Below are 18,859 nucleotides of genomic sequence, written 5' to 3' on the forward strand. Positions count from 1 at the left end.
GTCAGGCGATCTCCATGTTCGGGGTCCGGTCGGCGGGCTCGGCCGCCTGGGCAGGGGTCTGGCGCTCCTCGGGCGCCGCTCGGCGGGCGCGGAAGACCCAGCCGCGGAGCAGCACGAAGCGGAGCAGGGTGGCGACGAGGTTCGCGGCGGTGAGCACGACGATCTCCTCGGCGGGGGACGCGTGCGGGACGCCGGCGTGCAGCGCCACGAGCGAGCCCGCGGTGATGCACCAGGCGAGGCCGAGGACGAGCAGGCCCTGCAGCTGGTGGCGCACGGCGCCGACGCGCCCGGTGACGTCGAAGGTGAACGAGCGGTTCGTCGCCGTGTTGGCGAGGGCGGTGGCGAGCAGGGCGAGCAGGTTCGCGGCCTGCTGGCCGAGCAGCGGCCGCAGCAGCAGGTAGAGCAGCGCGTAGGCGAGGGTCGAGAGCACCCCGACCACGGCGAACCGCACGACCTGGGTGCGGAAGCGAGGTGGTGCCGTGCCGCCGATCGGCCCGCGGCCGAGCTCGGCCGCGATCGCGTCGACGGGGAGGCGGTTGCGCCCCAGGTCGAGCAGCAGCCGTCCGATGCCGCGGAGGTCGTCGCGGGCGGTGCGGACGAGGTCGACGCGGCTGTCGGGGTCGTCGACCCAGTCGACCGGCACCTCGTGGATGCGCAGGGAGCAGCGCTCGGCGAGCACGAGCAGCTCGGTGTCGAAGAACCAGGAGTCGTCGCGCACGAGCGGCAGCAGCCGCTGGGCGGCGGTGCGGGTGATCGCCTTGAAGCCGCACTGCGCGTCGCTGAACGACGCCCCGAGCACCGCGCGGAGGAGCGTGTTGTAGGACCGCGAGACGAGCTCGCGCTTCGGTCCGCGCACGACGCGGCTCGTGCGGGTGAGCCGGCTGCCGATCGCGAGGTCCGAGTGGCCGGACAGCAGCGGCGCGACGAGCGGCGCGAGCCCGGCGAGATCGGTCGAGAGGTCGACGTCGCAGTACGCGAGCACCCGCGCCTCGGACGCGCTCCAGGCGGCCCGGAGGGCGAGGCCGCGGCCCTTCCGCTCGAGGTGGAGCACCTGCACGTCGGGCAGCGACGAGGCGAGGCCGAGCGCGACCTCGAGGGTGCCGTCGGTGCTCGCGTTGTCGGCGATCGTGATGCGCCAGGGGACGGGCATGTGCGTGCTGAGGTGGTCGTGGAGGCGCCAGATGCTCCGCTGCAGCACGTGCGCCTCGTTGAGCACCGGGACGACGATCTCGACCTCGGGCGACCCGAACGGCTCTTCCATGACGGAGGAGCGTGGGCGGGGCCGCTATGCCGTCCCTATGACCGCTCGATGAGCGGGAGAGGTCTTCCGGGGCTCAGGCCGGCTGCGGCTCGTCGAGCTCGGCCGACTGCTCCGCGGCGAGTGCGGCGTAAAGGCCTCCGAGCGCGAGCAGCTGCGCGTGCGTGCCGCGCTCGACGACGCGGCCGGCGTCGACGACGAGGATCTCGTCGGCGTGCACGATCGTCGACAGCCGGTGCGCGATCGCGATCGTGGTGCGCCCGCTGGCCGCGGCGTCGAGCGCCTCCTGCACGATGCGTTCCGAGACCGAGTCGAGGGCGCTCGTCGCCTCGTCGAGCAGCACGACCGCCGGGTCCTTCAGCAGCACCCGCGCGATGGCGATGCGCTGCTTCTCGCCCCCGGACAGCCGGTACCCCCGCTCCCCCACGACGGTGTCGTACCCGTCGGGGAAGCGGGCGATCGTCTCGTGGATGTTCGCCGCCCGCGCCGCCGCGCGGATCTCGTCGTCGGAGGCGTCCGCCTTCGCGTACCGGAGGTTGTCGCGGATGGTGGCGTGGAACAGGTACGTCTCCTGGCTGACGACACCGATGTGCTCGAGCAGCGACTCCTGCCGCAGCCGCTTCACGTCGACGCCCGCGAAGCGCACCTCACCCGCCGTCGCGTCGTAGAGGCGCGGCACGAGGTAGCCGATCGTGGTCTTGCCGGCGCCGGAGGGGCCGACGAGTGCGATGAATCGCCCGGGCTCGACCGTGAACGAGACGTCGTCGAGGATCCGCACCGGCTGCTCCCCCGCTCGCGACGGCGGGTACTCGAAGCCGACGTGGACGAGCTCGACCCGACCGAGCCGGTCGTCGCGCGGCACGTCCAGGGCGCCCTCCGCGTCGGCGATCGCGGGCACGAGGTCGAGGTACTCGAAGATCCGCGCGAACAGCGCCGACGAGGTCTGCAGGTCGAGGGCGACGCGGAGCAGCCCGAGCAGCGGGAACGTGAGCCGGGACTGCACCGTCGTGAAGGCGACGATCGTGCCGGCCGTGATCACGGCGCCGTTCGTGAGCAGCACGCCGGACACCAGGTAGACGAGTGCGGGCACCACGAGGAAGAACACCTGCACGACGGCGAAGAAGCCCTGCCCGGTCATCTGCTCGCGCACCTGCAGCCGCAGCTGCCGCTCGCTCTCGCTCGCGTACCGCGCGGTCTCGCTCGCCTGCCGCGAGAACGCCTTCGCGAGCAGGATGCCGGAGACCGAGAGCGCCTCCTGCGTGATCGCGGTCAGCTCGGACAGCGACTCCTGCGTGGCCGTGGCGATCCGGGCCCGCCGCTGGCCGACGCGGCGCTGCACGACGACGAGCAGCGGGATCAGCACGACCGCGATGAGCGTGAGCTGCCAGCTGAGCAGGGTCATCGCGACGAACGCGGCGATCACGGTGACGGTGTTGCCGACGACGCTCGAGACCGTGTTCGAGAGCACGTTCGAGACGCCGCCGACGTCGTTCGCGAGACGGGACTGGATGACGCCCGTGCGGGTGCGGGTGAAGAAGCCGAGCTCCATCTGCTGCAGCCGCGAGAACAACCGGGTGCGCAGGTCCGCCGTGACGCCGTTGCCGACCGTCGCGGTGAGGTACGTCTGCCAGACGCCGAGCCCCTGCGAGACGGCCCACACGAGCACGATGCCGCCGACGATGGCGGCGAGCCGCGGCAGGTCGGGGTGGCCGGAGCGCGGGAACAGGCCGTCGTCGAACGCCCGCTGCGTCAGCAGCGGCGGCACGACCGTCAGCGCGGCCGTGATGAGCACGAGCGTGATCGTGACCGCGAGTCGCCCCCGGTAGGGCTGGAACAGCGTGACGATCCGCTGCCGCAGATCGGGGATGCGGGGCGCGGACGCGTTCTCGGCGCGCTGCGCGGAGGCGTCGCGCGAGCCCGTTCCCCGGTGCGGACCGCGCGTCATGCTCACGGCAGCAGCGTAGGTCGGGTTCCGGGCCCGTCGTGCCCCCGCGGGGGGCACCGAACTACGCTGCGGCTCGTGGGCGACGACGACGTGGCGCGGCGGATCGCGGCCGCCGGGCTCGACCACGCCGTCTTCCGCTCCCGCTTCGCCGCGGCGTACGCCGGCACGCCCGAGGCCGCCGCGGCGGCGCTCGAGCGGTTCGTCGCCGGCGGCGGCGACCATGCCGCGAAGGCCACGCTCTACGGCCGGGGCGCCGACGACGACGCCCGGCGGCGCGCTGCCGAGGCGCTGGACGCGGCGCACGCCGAGCGGCGGCGCGTGCAGGAGGCCGTCGACGCCGCCCTCGCCGCGGTGCCCGCTGGACGGGCGGCGCGGTCGGGCGCCGAGCCCGAGCCCGAGCCGTCGGAGCCGGAGGCGTGGGGGCCGGAGGCCGAGGCCGCGCCGGCGCCGCGGGATCGCCGACGCGTCCCGGTCGTCGCCGCGGTCGCGGCGGCGGTCGTGCTCCTGCCCGCGGCCTACCTCGCCGGAGCCGGCATCCGGGGCACGGCGGCGCCCGCGCCGACGCCGAGCCTCACCGAGCTGCCGGCAGCGCTCATGCTGAACGGCCTCGCGGAGCAGGACCGCGTCACCTACGCGTCCCCGGGCGACCCCCGCGCGGCCTCGTTCACCGCGGGGCCGCTCCTCGGCGGCTACTCGGTGCGGGCGGCCTGCCTCGCGATGCAGCGCCGACCGCGGACGGTGCCGTCGGCGACGGTGCAGCTGCTCGACCCGACCGGCCGGCTCATCGCCTCCTGGGCCCTGCGCTGCGACGGGCAGGAGCACCGCGTCCCCGCGCTGCCGCCCGCGGAGTTCACCCGCCACGTGCAGATCGTGCTGGACTTCGACGACACCCTGGTTCGGACCGCCTCGGCGGCCCTGCAGCCGAACCTCACCTGAGGCCGCCCATGCCGGTCACGGCATAGAAGCGGTCCGGGCGCGGAATCGGAGGGCGACGGGAGCTCAGGCGGGGTCGCGCAGCCAGGCGGTCGCGTCGGCCGGCAGCACGCGGTCGTCGCCCACCGGCTGCGAGGCGAGCAGGATCTCGCCCTCCGGCAGGGCGGCCGACTCGCCGAAGGTCGTGACCGAGCGCCAGCCGCCGTCGCGGACGACCTCGATCACGGCCGGGCGGTCGTCGACGAATCGCACCCCCTCGCCCTCGAGCAGCGTCGCGCGCAGCGCGAGCGCCCGCCGGTAGAGCGCGAGCGTCGAACCGGGATCGCGCTCCTCGGCCTCCACGGCGAAGTCGGCGAACCACGTGGGCTGCGGCAGGTGGCTGCCGCCCTGACCGAACCCGAAGGACGGCCCCGACGTCGTCCACGGCAGCGGCACCCGAGCCCCGTCGCGCCCCTTCTCGGTGTGCGCGCTGCGCTCCCAGATCGGGTCCTCGAGCGCCTCGACGGGCAGGTCGGCGACCTCGGGCAGCCCGAGCTCCTCGCCCTGGTAGAGGTAGGCGGCGCCGGGCAGCGCGAGCAGCAGCAGGGTGCCGGCGAGCGCGCGCCGGAGCCCGAGCGCGAGATCGCACGCCGGCTCCGTCCCGTCGGTGAGCAACCAGGCGTTCAGGTCGGTGCCGTCGGGCAGGCCGAACCGGCTCGCGTGCCGGACGATGTCGTGGTTCGACAGCACCCAGGTCGACGAGGCGCCCGCCTCGCGGGCGCGGTCGAGCGCGGTCTGGATCGTCGAGCGGAACGCGGGCGCCGACCAGGGCTCGAGCACGAGGTCGAACTCGAAGGCCTGACCGAGCTCGTCCGGCCGGGCGTAGAGCGGCAGGCGCGCCGGGGGCGCCCATGCCTCGGCGACGGCGGAGCGCGGCGGGTCGTACTCGTTCATCACGCGGCGCCAGCCGCGGAAGATCTCATGCACCTCGTCGCGGTCGAACAGCGGGTCCGTGCCGTCGACGGCCACGACGTCGCGGTGGATCCGCGGGTAGCTCCTGAACGGCTCGGAGAGGTCCTTCGCGAGCGCGTGGGCGACGTCGACCCGGAACCCGTCGACGCCCCGGTCGGACCAGAACCGCAGCACGTCGTGGAACTCCTCGCGCACCTCCGGGTTGCTCCAGTCGAAGTCGGGCTGCTCCGGGGCGAAGAGGTGCAGGTACCACTGGCCGTCGGGCACCCGCGTCCACGCGGGTCCGCCGAAGTGGCTCACCCAGTCCGAGGGCGGCAGCTCCCCGTGCTCCCCCGCGCCGTCGCGGAACACGTAGCGCGCGCGCTCAGGCGAGCCGGGCGCGGCGGCGAGCGCCGCCCGGAACCAGGCGTGACCCGAGCCCGAGTGGTTGGGGACGATGTCGACGACGATCCGGATGCCCTCCGCGTGCAGGGCTGCGACGAGCGCGTCGAACTGCCCGAGCGTGCCGATGCGGGGGTCGACGTCGCGGTAGTCGTCGACGTCGTAGCCGCCGTCCGCGAGCGCCGACGGGTAGAAGGGGCTGAGCCAGACGGCGTCGATGCCGAGCGCGGCGAGGTACGGCACCCGGTCGAGCAGGCCCGCGAGGTCGCCGATGCCGTCGCCGTTCCCGTCGGCGAAGCTGCGCGGGTACACCTGGTAGACGACGGCGGTGCGCCACCAGTCGGGGTCGGTCAGGTCGCGTCCGCGGTCGGTCACGACCGAGAAGCGTAGGGGAACGCCGGGAACCCGCCCGATGCGCTCGAGCCGGGCGAGGAACGGCTCAGGAGATGCCGGTCCCGAACGTGATGATGCTCGACACGACGCCCAGCTCGACGAGCCTCAGCGTCGCCGACGTCCCGGGGTCGGGCACCACCTGCGCCGCGGTGGCGCCGCGAGTGCCGTTCGTCTGATCGAACAGCGGGGTGGTGTCGAGGTGCACCCAGGGGCGCTGGGCGCGCTGCCGTCTGGTCATGGCGGGCCCAACGAACAGGAAGCCCGATCTCATCCCCGCCCGGAGCGCGAGGGGTACGACGCGCGCGCACTCTGATGCACGATTGCGGCCATGGCCTCGGATTGGGAACGGATGTCGGGTGATCCGGCCGTCCTCGCCGAGGTCCGCCGCCGCTACCGCGGGCGCGGCGACGCGGCCGATCAGCTGTGGTGGCCGTCGCACCCGGGCCAGGACGGCCCGAGTGGTGCCCCGGACCCGGCCGCCGCGCTCCATGCCGCGCGTGCGAACCTGTACCGGCGCGGGGCAACACGGGAGCAGGCGGCCGCGCTCACCGCCGAGCAGGAGCTTCTCAGCGCCGATCGGCGCCTCGCCCACGAAGCCCTGCTCGAGGCCCTCGAGGCGCGCGGTCGGCCCTCGGCGCGGGACGGCGGCAGCGGCGGGAGCGCACGCGCCGCAAGCAGACCGACCCGCATGGCCCTGACCGTGCTCGCCGGCATCTCGCTCCTGGCCGCGGGATACCTCGTCGGTCGCGCCGCAGAGCGTCCGGCTCCACCTGCGGTCGCGTCGACGGCGCGCGCCTACCGCGTGCTCGAGCGTCCTCAGGAAGCACCCGACCGCATCCCGGACACCGTCCGCCCTCGATTCGTCCGATCCGCCTCGACACGGCTGCTCGCGACGTACGGCAGCATCGGCACCGAGGTCTTCGGCGCGCGGGCCGACGACGGGCGGCTCTGCCTGCTCGTCATCGTGCTCGGCGCGAAACCGACCGGCACCTGCACGACCGAGAGCGGGTTCTCCGCCGCGGGGCTCTTCGTGGAGTTCGCGGCCGGGGCGGATCCCGTCAACGACTCGGGCCTGCGGCCGAGCGATCAGATCGGGCTCCTCTGGCTCGCCGACGGCACGCTCACGATCAGCGTCTGAGGCAGGGTCAGCCCCTGCGGCCGCCGAACACGGAGCCGAGCGGTCCGCACCACGGCCTGCCGTACTGGATGGGGATCGGCTGGACCGCGTCGGGCTCGATGGTGCCGTTGGTCTGGTCGAAGACGTGATCGGGCCGCAGGGGCAGCCAGATGCGCGCGCGTCGTCGCGGGGGCAGCAGCGCGGCCGGCCCGGGGAGGAGGTGCACGGCCGCCCCCCGGAGCACCGCGCGACGCCACATCAGGTCCTGCCGCATGCCGAGCACCGTGCGCGCCACCATCTCCGTCGCGAGCAGGAGCGGCCCTCGGCTGCCCCCGTCCGCGGCGGCGGCGTGCTCCCACAGCTCGAGGTCGAGCCGGGCGAGCCGGTTCTCGACCTGCGGGGCCGGCACGCCGCGGGCGTAGGCACCGAGCCAGGCGCGGGTGACCCCGACCGCCCAGCGGTACACCGGCGCGGCGCTCGCAGGACGCCGCGATACGGCCATGGAGGGCGATGCTCCCGGTGAGCCCCGCATGTGCGGAAGGTACGTATCCACGCACCCGAGCGCAAGCGAGAGGGGAGCATGCGCTGCTCCTTCCCAGCGCGTCTCCAGCCCCTTCCGGCGAGTTCCGGGGCCTGTCCTCGGCAGCGGCTGTAAGCGGTTGCACGGCCCTCCGCGCTGCGTCTACTGTCCCCGGAAGGGACGGCACCGACGCCGCCCACCACCCCTGCACCGGTGGTCACTCATCGAGGAGTCCTATGAAGAACGCGATCCGCGTCGCCGCAGCAGGTGCGACGCTCGCTCTCGCCGGAATGAGCCTCGCGGCCTGTTCCGGCTCGTCCGGCGGAGGCACCAGCGGCTCGGGCGGCGGTGGCGACACCGGCCCGATCACCTACGTCCAGGGCAAGGACACGTCCGGCGTGGTCGTGATCCTCGCCGACATGTGGAACAAGGCTCACCCCAAGGAGAAGGTGACCATCAAGCAGCAGACCGATCAGGCCGATCAGCAGCTGCAGGACCTCACCCAGCACTTCCAGCAGAAGCTGTCGGACTACGACGTGGTCTCGACCGACGTGGTCTGGACCGCGGAGTTCGCTGCCAAGCAGTACCTCCAGCCGCTCACGGGGCCGTACAAGCTCGACACCTCGGCGTTCCTGCCGAGCGTCGTGAAGACCGGCCAGTACAACGGCGTGCAGTACGCCGCTCCGTCGAGCACCGACTCGCAGCTGCTCTACTACCGCAAGGACCTGCTCGGCTCGACGCCGGTGCCGAAGACGCTCGAGGAGCTGTTCGGCACCTGCTCGATCGCGAAGAAGGCCGGCATCGGCTGCTACGCGGGGCAGTACGCCAAGTACGAGGGCCTCACCGTCAACTTCAACGAGGCGATCACGTCGGCCGGCGGCACCGTGGTCGACGCGAAGGGCAAGCCCACCCTGAACACGCCCGAGGCGCAGAAGGGCCTGCAGCTCATCGTCGACAACTTCAAGAACGGGAACATCCCGAAGGCCGCGGTGACCTACCAGGAGGCGCAGGGCCTCAACGCCTTCGAGACCGGCAAGCTGCTGTACCTGACGAACTGGCCCTACATGGTCGGCGACATCAAGAGCAACGCCCAGGCCGCGGGCATCCGCAGCAAGTACGCGATCGCCCCGTACCCGGGCAAGTCGGCCGTCGGTGGGCACAACCTCGCCATCAGCGCGTTCTCGAAGCACAAGAAGACCGCGCTGAAGTTCATCCAGTTCATGGAGAGCCCCGCCACCGAGAAGATCCTGATCGACAAGGCCACGCTCGCGCCGGTCCGGTCGTCCCAGTACACCGACCCGTCGCTCACGAAGGCGTACCCGTACCTGACGACGCTGAAGGCGTCGCTCGACAACGCCGAGGCGCGCCCGATCACCCCGTACTACAACGGCGTGACGAGCGCGATCCAGAACAACGTGTTCCAGGCGCTGCAGAGCGCGTCGAACGGCGGCTCGCCGGACGTCAAGAAGGTGCTGGACAGCACGGCGCAGGCCATCACCGCGGCATCGCAGGGCGGCTGATCCGCATCACCGAAAGGGTGCCTGGGTCGCGGGAGCGTCCCGCGGCCCAGGCCCTCCCCCGAAACCCGCTCGACTAAGGAGAATCGCTTGACCGCCGTCGCCGCGCCTCCCCGCAGCCAGCCGCCGAAGCTGGCCGGCCGCGAGAGCGCCGAAGCCAACCGCCGGAGGATCACGCGGATCGCGTGGATGCTCCTCGCGCCGACCATCATCGCCATGCTGATCGTCGTCGCCTACCCGATCGCCGTCTCGATCTTCCAATCGCTCTTCACGGACAGCTCGGGCATCGACCCGAAGACCGGCCTCTTCACCAAGGGCGGGTTCGTCGGGGTGCAGAACTACCTCAACTGGCTGCTGCAGCAGTGCCAGATCGGTGGCAAGTCCCAGGCCTGCCCCGCGGGCTCGCCGCAGGCCGGGTTCTGGAACTCGGTGTTCGTCACGTTCCTCTTCGCCGTGGTGACCGTCGCGCTCGAGACGGTCATCGGCATCTGGATGGCGTTCATCATGAACCGCGACTTCCGGGGCCGCGGCATCCTCCGCGCGGCGGTCCTCGTGCCGTGGGCCATCCCCACCGCCGTCACGGCGAAGCTCTGGTACTTCATCTTCGACCCGAGCGGCGTGCTGAACACCGTGCTCCACACGCAGATCCTGTGGACGAGCGACCTGTGGGCGTCGCGGTGGGCGATCATCATCGCGGACACCTGGAAGACGACGCCGTTCATGGCGCTGCTGATCCTCGCCGGCCTGCAGCTCATCCCGGAGGAGACCTACGAGGCGGCCCGCATGGACGGCGCCTCGAAGATCCAGACCTTCTTCCGCATCACCGTGCCGCTGCTGAAGCCCGCACTCGTGGTCGCCATCCTGTTCCGCACGCTCGACGCGCTGCGCATGTACGACCTCCCGGCGATCCTCACCGGTGGTGGTGGCGGCGGCGGCCAGGGCACGACGACGCTGTCGATCCTCGTGGTGCAGCAGATCAAGCAGAGCAACGACTCGGCATCGGCCCTGTCGACCATCACCTTCATCCTCATCTTCGCTGTCGCGTTCATCTTCATCCGCCTGCTCGGGGCCAACATCACGGGCAACGCGGAGAAGCAGCGCAAGGCCGTCGCTAAGGAGGCGTAGCCCATGACCACAGTCGCGGGCCCGGCGACCGGGATCGCCGAGAAGCAGTCGGGCGAGGTCTACTCGACCACGCGGGAGCGCGCCCGCCGCCGGAGACAGGGCCGCGCGGCCCTGTTCACGGGCATCCAGGCGGCGGTCATCGTGATCTGGTGCCTGCTGCCGTTCTACTGGATGGTCGTCATCGGGTTGCGGGACCCCCGCTACACGTTCGACCCGAACCCGCTGCCGTCCCACCTGACGTTCGAGAACTACGTCAGCGCCTTCGACACCGCGAACGGCAACTACCTGGGTCTGGCCCTGGCGAACAGCTTCTTCATCTGCCTCGTCGTGACCGTGATCGCGCTCGTCGTCGGCATCTCCGCCTCGTACGCGCTCGCCCGGCTGAACTTCACGGGCAAGGGCCTCGTGATGGGCTTCATCCTCGGCGCCTCGATGTTCCCCGGGGTCGCGCTGCTGACGCCGCTGTTCAAGATGTTCACCGACCTCGGCTGGTCGGGGCAGTACCAGGTGCTGATCATCCCCTACATCGCCGGCGCGCTGCCGCTGACGGTGTACACGCTGAACTCGTTCTTCCGGGAGATGCCCTGGGAGCTCGAGGAGGCGGCGCGGATCGACGGCTGCACGCCCGCGCAGGCCTTCCGGATCGTGATCCTCCCGCTGGCGGCCCCCGCCGTGTTCACCACGGCGATCCTGGCCTTCATCGCCAGCTGGAACGAGTACCTGCTGGTCAGCGTGCTCGGGAACACCCAGATCCAGACGGTCACGTACGCGATCGCGCAGTTCACCGGTTCGATCCCGCACACCCAGCCCTACACGACGATCATGGCCGCAGGCACGATCGTGACCATCCCGCTGATCGTCCTCGTGCTGATCTTCCAGCGGCGCATCGTCGCGGGTCTGACGGCCGGAGGCGTCAAGGGCTGATGGACGAGAGAGGGCGGCGGCGCACGAAGGAGAGCTACGACCTCGCGGTCGGGTTCTTCGGGTTCTTCGCCGTCGCCTTCTTCGTCATCAGCGTCGTCGCGCAGATCACCGGCGGTGCAGCGGTGTGGGCGTCCGCATGCTGCCTCGTGGCCGCCGCGGTCGTGGGCGCGATCCTCGTCTTCCGCCGCCGGGCGCTCCGCCGCCCGGCGGAGTGACGGCGGCCGGCGCAGAGCAGGAGGAGTAGCGGTGTCCAGCATCTATGACGTCGCTCGGTCCTGCGGGCTCTCGACCGCGACCGTCTCACGCGCCCTGCGGGGGCTCCCGAACGTGTCGCCGGCGACACGGGACCGGGTGCGCGCGGCCGCCGTCTCGCTCGGGTACGTGCCCTCCCCGACCGCTGCCGGTCTCAGCAGCGGCCGTCATCACGCGATCGCCGTCGTCATCCCGTCGATGGGGCGATGGTTCTACACGGAGGTCGTCGAGGGGGTCGGCGCTCTCCTCCGTCGTCGCGGCTACGACATGTTCCTGGTCGACCTGAACGCCGGGCTCCGGCATCGGGACTCGGTCTTCCCGAACTCGCGGCTGCACAAGCGCGCCGACGCGATCATCGCCCTCGGGATCGACTTCACGCCCGACGAGCGCAGGCAGCTCCGCTCCCTCGCCATGCCGGCGGTCGTCGTGGGTGGACCGGTCGCGGGAGTGCCGAGCGTGGGCATCGACGACGCCGCGGCGACCCACCTCGCGATGGATCATCTGCTGGACCTCGGCCACACCCGGATCGCCCACATCGGGGGTGAGGACGAGTTCGGGATGGACCACACCGTCGCGCTGATCCGGCACCGGGAGTGGCGCCGGGCACTCATCAAGCGCGGCCTGGACGTCCCGGGGTGGTGGTTCGGCTCGGGCGGGTTCGTGATGCCGCAGGGGAAGGTGGTCGCCCGGGCGATGCTCAACCGGCCCGACCGCCCCACCGCGATCTTCGCCGGCTCGGACGAGATGGCCTTCGGCGCCGTGCTCGCCGCCCGTGAGCTCGGCATCCGGGTCCCCGAGGACCTCTCCGTCATCGGGATCGACGATCACTCCTGGAGCCAGGCGTTCGATCTCACCACGATCCGCCAGGACCCGTGCGCTCAGGGCGAGCGCGCGGCCCGGCTCGTCGTCGACCAGCTGGCCGGGGCAGCAGACCCGGGGACGGCGCCGCACGTGGCGCCCATCGAGCTGCTTCTGCGCGGTTCGACGGCCCCCGTTCCGCTGCCCGAGACCGGGCTCACGGCGGATCGGTCGACGCGGTCCCGCTGAACGACGAAGGGCGCCCGCCCCGTTGCCGGGGTCGGACGCCCTTCGCGTTCGAGCTGGGACTACTTGAGGGTGACGGTCGCGCCCGCGCCCTCGAGCTGGGCCTTGGCCTTCTCGGCGGTCTCCTTGTTCGCGCCCTCGAGCACGGGCTTCGGAGCGCCGTCGACGAGCGCCTTGGCCTCGCCGAGGCCGAGGGAGGTCAGCGCACGGACCTCCTTGATGACCTGGATCTTCTTGTCGCCGACCGACTCGAGGATGACGTCGAAGGAGTCCTTCTCCTCCTCCTCGGCGGCAGCGCCACCGGCACCGCCGGCGGCGGGGGCGGCACCCGCGACCGCGACGGGCGCGGCGGCGGTGACGTCGAACGTCTCCTCGAACTTCTTGACGAACTCGGACAGCTCGATGAGCGTGAGCTCCTTGAACGCGTCGAGCAGCTCGTCGGTGCTGAGCTTGGCCATGGTTCCCTCCTTGGGATCTCGGTGTCGTGGAGCGGACCCTCGGCGGGCCCCCTCCGGGTCTTCTGGACGCGCCGCCGTCAGGCGGCGTCGGCGCCCTGCTTCTCCCGCAGCGCGTCGACCGTGCGGACGGCCTTGCTGAGCGGAGCGTTGAACGCGTACGCCGCGCGGGTCAGGGCGGCCTTGAAGCCACCGGCGGCGCGCGCCAGCAGCACCTCCCGGGACTCGAGGTCGGCGAGGCGGATGACCTCGTCCTGCGAGAGCGGGGCACCGTCGAAGTACCCGCTCTTCACGACGAGGAGGGGGTTCGTCCGGCTGAAGTCGCGCAGCGCCTTCGCGACGGCGACGGTGTCGCCGTGCACGAACGCGATCGCGGAGGGACCGGCGAGCTCGTCGTCGAACGACGTGATGCCGGCGTTGTTCGCCGCGATCTTCGTGAGCGTGTTCTTCACCACGGAGAACGTGGCGTGCTCGCGGATGGAGGTCCGCAGCTGCTTCAGCTGCGCCACCGTGAGCCCGCGGTACTCGGTCAGCAGCGCCGCGTTCGAGTTGCGGAACTCGTCCGTCAGCTCCGCGACGGTCGCTTCCTTCGTCGCCATGGGTCTCCTCGTGTTCGTTACGTCTGCCGACGCCGTCCGGAGCCCAAGAAAAAAAGCCCCGGCGCAGGCGCACGGGGCTGGACCGGCCCGCGGTTCGCGGACCCAGGTCCTTCTCATGTTCCTGCGCAGGTCGCCGGGCTTCGAAGCCCGGACCTTCGGCCGTCCGACCCGAGGGCGGACGACGACCGGCGGTCATCGGCAGCGTCGAGTGTAGCGGACGCGCGTGGCGGTCTCGTCCATCCGCTCCCGGGCCGTCCCATCCCGCAGGAACCCGCGCTCCGCGGCCCGCGGAACGCGGGTTCCTGCAGATCGGAGCGAGCGCGGCGGCCTCAGGACGGGATGTAGTTGAACGTGTCCGGGTCGGGGCCCGTGCGCTCGTCGCGGTTCAGCGCCGTGATGTCGCTCATGTCGGCGTCGGAGAGCTCGAAGTCGAAGAGCGCGAAGTTCTCCTGCACCCGCTCCGGCGTCACCGACTTCGGGAAGACGATGTCGCCGCGCTGGATGTGCCAGCGGAGGGTCACCTGCGCGGTCGACCGGCCGAGGCGCTCGGCGATGCGGACGAGCACCGGGTCGTTCAGGACCTTGCCCTGCGCGATCGGCGACCAGGCCTCGGTCGCGATCTGGTGCTCCGCGTCGAAGGCCCGCAGGGCGTCCTGGGTGAGGTAGGGGTGGATCTCGATCTGGTTCACCGCCGGCACGACCGTCGTCTCGGCGAGGAGCCGGTTCAGGTGGTGCTCCTTGAAGTTCGAGACGCCGATGGCGCGGACCCGCCCGCCCTCGTACATCCGCTCCATCGCCTTCCACGTCTCGACGAAATCGAGCACGCCGGGCAGCGGCCAGTGCATGAGGAAGAGGTCGAGGTGCCCGATGTCGAGCGCGTCGAGCGTGCGCTGGAACGCCTCCGCCGCCGCCTGCGGCTCGTGGAAGCCGTTGTTCAGCTTGCTGGTGACGAAGATCTCGTCGCGGTCGATGCCCGACTCGCGGACGGCTTCGCCCACCTCCTTCTCGTTGCCGTACATCTCGGCCGTGTCGATGTGCCGGTAGCCGACCTCGAGGGCGGTGAGGGTGGCCGCCTTCGTGTGCTCGGGCTCGATCTGGAAGACGCCGAAGCCCAGCTGCGGGATCGAGGTGCCGTTGTTCAGTCGGATGTTCGGAACGCTCGCCATGACGAGCGACGCTAGGCCCGGCGGGCTGTGCGCTCGGTGAAGGCGTCCTCCGCCGCCTCGCCCTCGGCCGCCACGACCGCGAGATCGACCGTGACCGCGCGGTGGTCCGAGAGCTCGTCGCCGGAGAGCTGGATGCGGCCGATGCCGAAGCCGTCGGGCACGAGGAAGTAGTCGTCGTTCTCGTCGGTGCCGGGGTGCGACACGTACTGCTGCACCTCGCTCGTCAGCACCGCGCGGCCGCGCCAGAGCGCCGCGTGCCGCTCGAGGTGGTTCACGTTGAAGTCGCCGCCGAGGATGCGCCGCTGCCCCTTGTGGTCGAGCATGCCGAGCACCTCCTTCAGGTGGTGCAGCGCGAACTCGTCGCGGACCGAGAGGTGCACGTTCGCGAGCGGCCACACGACGCCCTCCTGCTCGACGTCGGCGAACTGCACGATGCGCTGGTGCGGGTCGCCCTGCTCGTGGTGCAGCACGAGCGCCTCGGTCGACGGCACCGGGAAGCGGCTGAGCAGCGCAAGCCCCTCGCGGTAGTCGCTGGCGGTGCGGCCGCGCTGCAGCCGGGTGATCGACTCGTGCCGGAACGGGTATGCGAGCCGCTCGTTCAGCAGCTCGACCGGCGAGTACGGCGAGACCCCCGGGAGGTAGACGACCTCCTGGAAGAGGATCACGTCCGGGTCGAGGCGCCGCAGGTAGGCGACGATGCGCTCGGAGCGCTCCTCCCACTCGAAGAAGCCGCGCAGGTTCAGTGAGGTGATCCGCATGGTGCCTCCGATTCTGGACCGCCCGAGGGATCGCTCCCTGCGGGGTTGATCGTCCAGGATCGGTTCGCGGCTCGCGTGGAGCCCGGTCGCAGCGAAGGCTCGGGGAGCGGCGCGAGCGCCGCGCCAGAGTGGGTCCATGCCGCTGCCGATCGAGGACTACGCCCTGATCACCGACTGCTCCACGGCCGCGCTCGTCGGCCGCGACGGCAGCATCGACTGGCTCTGCCTGCCGCGCTACGACTCCGCCGCGATGTTCGCGGCGCTGCTCGGCGACGAGCGGCACGGCCGCTGGAAGCTCGCCCCCACCACCGAGGACGCGAACGCGACGCGGCGCTACGAGGGCGACTCGTTCGTGCTGCTGACGCACTGGGAGACGCCGGAGGGCGAGGTCGAGGTGCTCGACTTCATGCCGCGCGGCACCGACCGCGCCGATCTCGTCCGCCGCATCCGCGGCATCCGCGGCACGGTCACGATGCGCGAGGAGCTGCGGGTGCGGTTCGGGTACGCCGCCTCGATGCCCTGGGTGCGGAAGGACCGGTCCACGACGCCGCCCGCGTTCACGGCCGCCTCCGGCCCGGACGCGATCGTGCGCTACGGGCCCGAGCTGCACGCGACCGACCTGAAGCACGAGGCCGAGTTCGAGGTCTCGGCGGGCGAGACGATCGACGTGAGCCTCTGCTGGTACCCCTCGCACCGGCAGCGCCCCACCCCGCCGGACGTCGAGCAGGGCCTGCACCACACCCGCCGCTGGTGGCGCGACTTCGCCCGGAGGAACCGGTACACGGGCGCGTACGAGGAGCACGTGCACCGCTCGCTGCTCACGCTGCGCGCCCTGACGCACGCCGAGACCGGCGGCATCGTCGCGGCGGCGACCACCTCGCTCCCCGAGCAGTTCGGCGGCGAGCGCAACTGGGACTACCGGTACGTCTGGCTGCGCGACGCCTCGCTGACGCTCTCCGTGATGATCCGCAGCGGCCTGTCCGAGGTGGTGAGCCACTGGCGCGACTGGCTGCTCCGCGCCATCGCCGGCGATCCCGCTGACCTGCAGATCATGTACGGCATCGCGGGCGAGCGGCGGCTCGCGGAGTACGAGCTCGACAGCCTGCCCGGCTACGAGGGCGCCTCCCCGGTGCGCGTCGGCAACGGCGCCTACACGCAGTACCAGGCCGATGTGATCGGCGAGGTGATGGTCGCTCTCGAGGAGGCGCGGGCGGCGGGCATGAAGGAGAGCGCGAACTCCTGGTCGCTGCAGTGCTCGCTGATCACGTACCTCGAGCAGAACCTCGACCGGCAGGACCAGGGCATCTGGGAGGCCCGCGGGCCGGCGCACTTCTACACGCAGGGCCGGGCGATGCAGTGGGCGGCGTTCGACGCCGCGATCCGCGGGGTGCGCGACCACGGCCTCGAGGGCGACGCGGACCGCTGGGAGCGGCTGCGCGACGGCATCCGCGATCAGATCGAGCGCCAGGGCTACGACGCCGAGCGGAACACCTACACGCAGCACTTCGAGACGAAGGAGGTCGACTCGTCCCTCCTGCTGCTGCCGCAGGTCGGCTACTGCCGGCCCGACGACCCGAAGATGCTCGGCACGGTGCAGGCGATCGAGGAGGACCTGCTGCGCGACGGCCTGCCGCTGCGGTACCGCACCGACAAGTCGCCCGACGGCCTGCCGCCGGGCGAGAACCCGTTCCTCGCCTGCGCGTTCTGGCTCGTCGAGCAGTACGCGCGCTCAGGCCGGGTCGACGACGCCCGGCGACTGATGGACCGCCTCGTCGGCTTCACGAACGACCTCGGCCTGCTGTCGGAGGAGTACGACGTGCAGAACAGGCGGCAGGCGGGCAACACCCCGCAAGCGCTCTCGCACCTCGCGCTCATCCGCGCCGCGGAGGCCATCCAGCGGGCCGATACGGGCGACGGCTCCACGCTGCAGCGGCTGCCCGCAGGCGGCTGATCGGGGCCTGTCGCACCGGGCCGCCGCTCGATACGCTCGCGTCCCGAGCCCGAGGAGGAGCCGATGCCCGATCCGAGCGGTGGCGACACGCTGTTCGCGGTGTTCCCGATCCTGTTCGGGATCGTCGTCCTGATCGTGGTCGCCGGCTTCGCGCTGACGATCACGCTCGCGGTGGTGAACGCGCGACGCCTGCGCAGGCAGGGGCTGAACCCCCTGACGCTGCAGAGCGACCTCGCGGCGCGGGCGATGCGTGCGCAGGCGTTCGCGCCGGAGCGGACGAAGTCCGAGCGGCTCACCGAGCTCGACGACCTGCTCGGCAGCGGCCGGATCAGCCGCGAGGAGTTCCAGGCCGCCCGGGAGCGCATCCTCGCCGAGTGAGCCGGGCAGTCAGTCGCGCTCGCGCGGCGCGGCCTGCGCGGCCTCGTCCCACCCCTCCTGCGGCGTCGCGCAGGTCTCGCGGAACACGTACTGCGACGGCAGCTTGCGCTCCGCGCTCGTCCAGTCGATCGAGTTGCGCCGCTGCTGCTCGGGCAGGTAGCCCAGCCGGTACACGGCCATGAGCTCGAGCTCGTCGGGCACCTCGAGCAGCCGCTCGATGCGGCCCCACTGCCCCGGCACCTCCATCGGGAACGAGACGAACTGGATGCCCATCCCGAGCTCGACCGTGGTGAGCCAGACGTTCTCCATCGCCGCCCCCATGCTGAAGACGGAGTAGAACGAGGACAGCTCGCCCGGCCGGTACTCGCCGCGGTCGAGCAGCACCGCGAGCAGCAGCGGAGCCCCGGCCACGAGCCTGCGGTTCTCCGCGCCGAGGGTCTGCGGCACGCGGAGGGTGTTCATGAGCCGCTGGCCGCGCGACGTGAACGCCTGCCCGGTGAAGGGGCGCAGCGGGGCGGGCAGGCGGTCGAACAGCATCCCGTCGCGGCGGCGCTGCATCTCCTCGCGGCTGAAGCGGAAGTAGGGCTTGTAGCGCTCGAAGAACGTGCCGTTGCTCATCGCCTCGGTCATGCTCTCGCCGCTGATCGCCGCGATGGCGTCGATCGTCTCGCGCCGCTCGACGAGCACGAAGCGCCACGGCTGGCTGTTCAGCTGCGACGGTGCGCGGCCGGCGACCTCCATGAGCAGCCGCTGGTGCTCGGGCTTCACCGGGTCGGGCAGCAGGGGGCCGTTCGTCGTGCGGCGGCGGCGGATCGCGTCGAGCAGGTCCATCGGTTCAGTCCCTCCGGACGGCGGCGAGCGCGGCGGCGTACCAGGGCGCCGCGGTGACGGCCACGAGCGGATGCCGCAGCGTGCGGGTGCCGGCGTAGGGGATGCCGGCGAGCGGCACGAGCGCGGGCGCGAGCAGCGCCGCCGCGGGTCGGCGCGAGACGGCCCCCGCGGTGACCGCGCCGACCGTGAGCGCCGAGGTCGTGATGTAGAGCGCGTGGTGCACCCAGCGGTAGCGGCTCGTGTCGAGCGCGCGCAGGGCGACGGCCGTGCCGAGCGCGCAGTTCGCGGTGTACGCGAGTGCCGCGGCGACGACGAGGACGCCGCCGGCATGCCGCACGCCGTGGATCACCGCTTCATCCTC

General features: G+C 71.9%; 20 protein-coding genes. 9 read left to right on the forward strand and 11 right to left on the reverse strand.

Features of this window, described 5'->3' with window-relative positions; translation table 11 throughout:
* Position 1 precedes the first annotated feature (1 nt).
* Both QDR37_RS04780 and QDR37_RS04785 read right to left on the reverse strand, forming a co-directional pair.
* A complete protein-coding gene (locus QDR37_RS04780; protein WP_279712449.1) occupies positions 2–1,261 on the reverse strand; it encodes a glycosyltransferase family 2 protein in 1,260 nt (419 codons plus the stop codon).
* Positions 1,262–1,334: 73 nt separating this feature from the next.
* Positions 1,335–3,203, reverse strand: coding sequence for an ABC transporter ATP-binding protein (locus QDR37_RS04785; protein ID WP_279713552.1), 1,869 nt, complete (start codon positions 3,201–3,203; stop codon positions 1,335–1,337).
* Between the two features lie 75 nt (positions 3,204–3,278).
* Between QDR37_RS04785 and QDR37_RS04790 the strand changes: the two genes are divergently transcribed.
* Positions 3,279–4,139, forward strand: coding sequence for a hypothetical protein (locus QDR37_RS04790; protein WP_279712450.1), 861 nt, complete (start codon positions 3,279–3,281; stop codon positions 4,137–4,139).
* Between the two features lie 63 nt (positions 4,140–4,202).
* On the opposite strand, the gene QDR37_RS04795 is transcribed toward QDR37_RS04790, so the two are convergent.
* The gene (locus tag QDR37_RS04795; RefSeq protein ID WP_279712451.1) at positions 4,203–5,843 is read right to left on the reverse strand and encodes a glycoside hydrolase family 13 protein; all 1,641 of its coding nucleotides are present in this window, start codon (positions 5,841–5,843) and stop codon (positions 4,203–4,205) included.
* A gap of 64 nt (positions 5,844–5,907) precedes the next feature.
* The gene (locus QDR37_RS04800; RefSeq protein ID WP_279712452.1) at positions 5,908–6,099 is read right to left on the reverse strand and encodes a hypothetical protein; all 192 of its coding nucleotides are present in this window, start codon (positions 6,097–6,099) and stop codon (positions 5,908–5,910) included.
* A gap of 111 nt (positions 6,100–6,210) precedes the next feature.
* On the opposite strand from QDR37_RS04800, the gene QDR37_RS04805 reads away from it, so the two are divergent.
* On the forward strand, positions 6,211–6,999 hold the full coding sequence (locus tag QDR37_RS04805; RefSeq protein WP_279712453.1) for a hypothetical protein: 789 nt from the start codon (positions 6,211–6,213) through the stop codon (positions 6,997–6,999).
* A gap of 7 nt (positions 7,000–7,006) precedes the next feature.
* On the opposite strand, the gene QDR37_RS04810 is transcribed toward QDR37_RS04805, so the two are convergent.
* The gene (locus tag QDR37_RS04810) at positions 7,007–7,480 is read right to left on the reverse strand and encodes a hypothetical protein (protein ID WP_279712454.1); all 474 of its coding nucleotides are present in this window, start codon (positions 7,478–7,480) and stop codon (positions 7,007–7,009) included.
* Between the two features lie 254 nt (positions 7,481–7,734).
* Here QDR37_RS04810 and QDR37_RS04815 point away from each other — a divergent pair, with 254 nt between their 5' ends.
* From QDR37_RS04815 to QDR37_RS04835, 5 genes are all read left to right on the forward strand, one after another.
* Positions 7,735–9,018 (forward strand): ABC transporter substrate-binding protein, encoded by a 1,284-nt coding sequence (locus QDR37_RS04815; protein WP_279712455.1) that lies wholly within the window; start codon positions 7,735–7,737, stop codon positions 9,016–9,018.
* Positions 9,019–9,204: 186 nt separating this feature from the next.
* Positions 9,205–10,140 carry a sugar ABC transporter permease gene (locus QDR37_RS04820; RefSeq protein WP_279713553.1) on the forward strand — a complete coding sequence of 312 codons (936 nt, stop codon included), beginning with the start codon at positions 9,205–9,207 and terminating at the stop codon, positions 10,138–10,140.
* 3 nt (positions 10,141–10,143) lie between these two features.
* A complete protein-coding gene (locus QDR37_RS04825) occupies positions 10,144–11,064 on the forward strand; it encodes a carbohydrate ABC transporter permease (RefSeq protein WP_279712456.1) in 921 nt (306 codons plus the stop codon).
* Positions 11,064–11,279, forward strand: a complete 216-nt coding sequence (locus tag QDR37_RS04830) for a hypothetical protein (protein ID WP_279712457.1) — start codon at positions 11,064–11,066, stop codon at positions 11,277–11,279. Before QDR37_RS04825 ends, QDR37_RS04830 begins: the two co-directional genes overlap by 1 nt.
* Before the next feature lie 31 nt (positions 11,280–11,310).
* Positions 11,311–12,363 carry a LacI family DNA-binding transcriptional regulator gene (locus QDR37_RS04835; protein WP_279712458.1) on the forward strand — a complete coding sequence of 351 codons (1,053 nt, stop codon included), beginning with the start codon at positions 11,311–11,313 and terminating at the stop codon, positions 12,361–12,363.
* 59 nt (positions 12,364–12,422) lie between these two features.
* Here QDR37_RS04835 and rplL read toward each other — a convergent pair whose 3' ends face one another.
* From rplL to QDR37_RS04855, 4 genes are all read right to left on the reverse strand, one after another.
* On the reverse strand, positions 12,423–12,818 hold the full coding sequence (gene rplL / locus QDR37_RS04840) for a 50S ribosomal protein L7/L12 (RefSeq protein ID WP_279712459.1): 396 nt from the start codon (positions 12,816–12,818) through the stop codon (positions 12,423–12,425).
* A gap of 77 nt (positions 12,819–12,895) precedes the next feature.
* On the reverse strand, positions 12,896–13,414 hold the full coding sequence (rplJ, locus tag QDR37_RS04845; RefSeq protein WP_279712460.1) for a 50S ribosomal protein L10: 519 nt from the start codon (positions 13,412–13,414) through the stop codon (positions 12,896–12,898).
* A 329-nt stretch (positions 13,415–13,743) separates the two neighbouring features.
* Entirely contained in the window at positions 13,744–14,580 is an 837-nt protein-coding gene (locus QDR37_RS04850; RefSeq protein WP_279712462.1) for an aldo/keto reductase, read from the reverse strand.
* An 11-nt stretch (positions 14,581–14,591) separates the two neighbouring features.
* Positions 14,592–15,338 (reverse strand): endonuclease/exonuclease/phosphatase family protein, encoded by a 747-nt coding sequence (locus QDR37_RS04855; RefSeq protein ID WP_279712463.1) that lies wholly within the window; start codon positions 15,336–15,338, stop codon positions 14,592–14,594.
* Positions 15,339–15,474: 136 nt separating this feature from the next.
* Here QDR37_RS04855 and QDR37_RS04860 point away from each other — a divergent pair, with 136 nt between their 5' ends.
* Complete coding sequence (locus QDR37_RS04860) at positions 15,475–17,289, forward strand: glycoside hydrolase family 15 protein (RefSeq protein WP_279712464.1); 1,815 nt, start codon at positions 15,475–15,477, stop codon at positions 17,287–17,289.
* Positions 17,290–17,352: 63 nt separating this feature from the next.
* Positions 17,353–17,667 (forward strand): SHOCT domain-containing protein, encoded by a 315-nt coding sequence (locus QDR37_RS04865; RefSeq protein ID WP_279712465.1) that lies wholly within the window; start codon positions 17,353–17,355, stop codon positions 17,665–17,667.
* Between the two features lie 9 nt (positions 17,668–17,676).
* On the opposite strand, the gene QDR37_RS04870 is transcribed toward QDR37_RS04865, so the two are convergent.
* Positions 17,677–18,498, reverse strand: coding sequence for a nitroreductase family protein (locus tag QDR37_RS04870; protein WP_279712466.1), 822 nt, complete (start codon positions 18,496–18,498; stop codon positions 17,677–17,679).
* 4 nt (positions 18,499–18,502) lie between these two features.
* A complete protein-coding gene (locus QDR37_RS04875) occupies positions 18,503–18,847 on the reverse strand; it encodes a hypothetical protein (protein WP_279712467.1) in 345 nt (114 codons plus the stop codon).
* Positions 18,848–18,859 lie beyond the last annotated feature (12 nt).

The sequence above is a fragment of the Amnibacterium sp. CER49 genome, from assembly GCF_029846255.1.
GTDB lineage: Bacteria > Actinomycetota > Actinomycetes > Actinomycetales > Microbacteriaceae > Amnibacterium.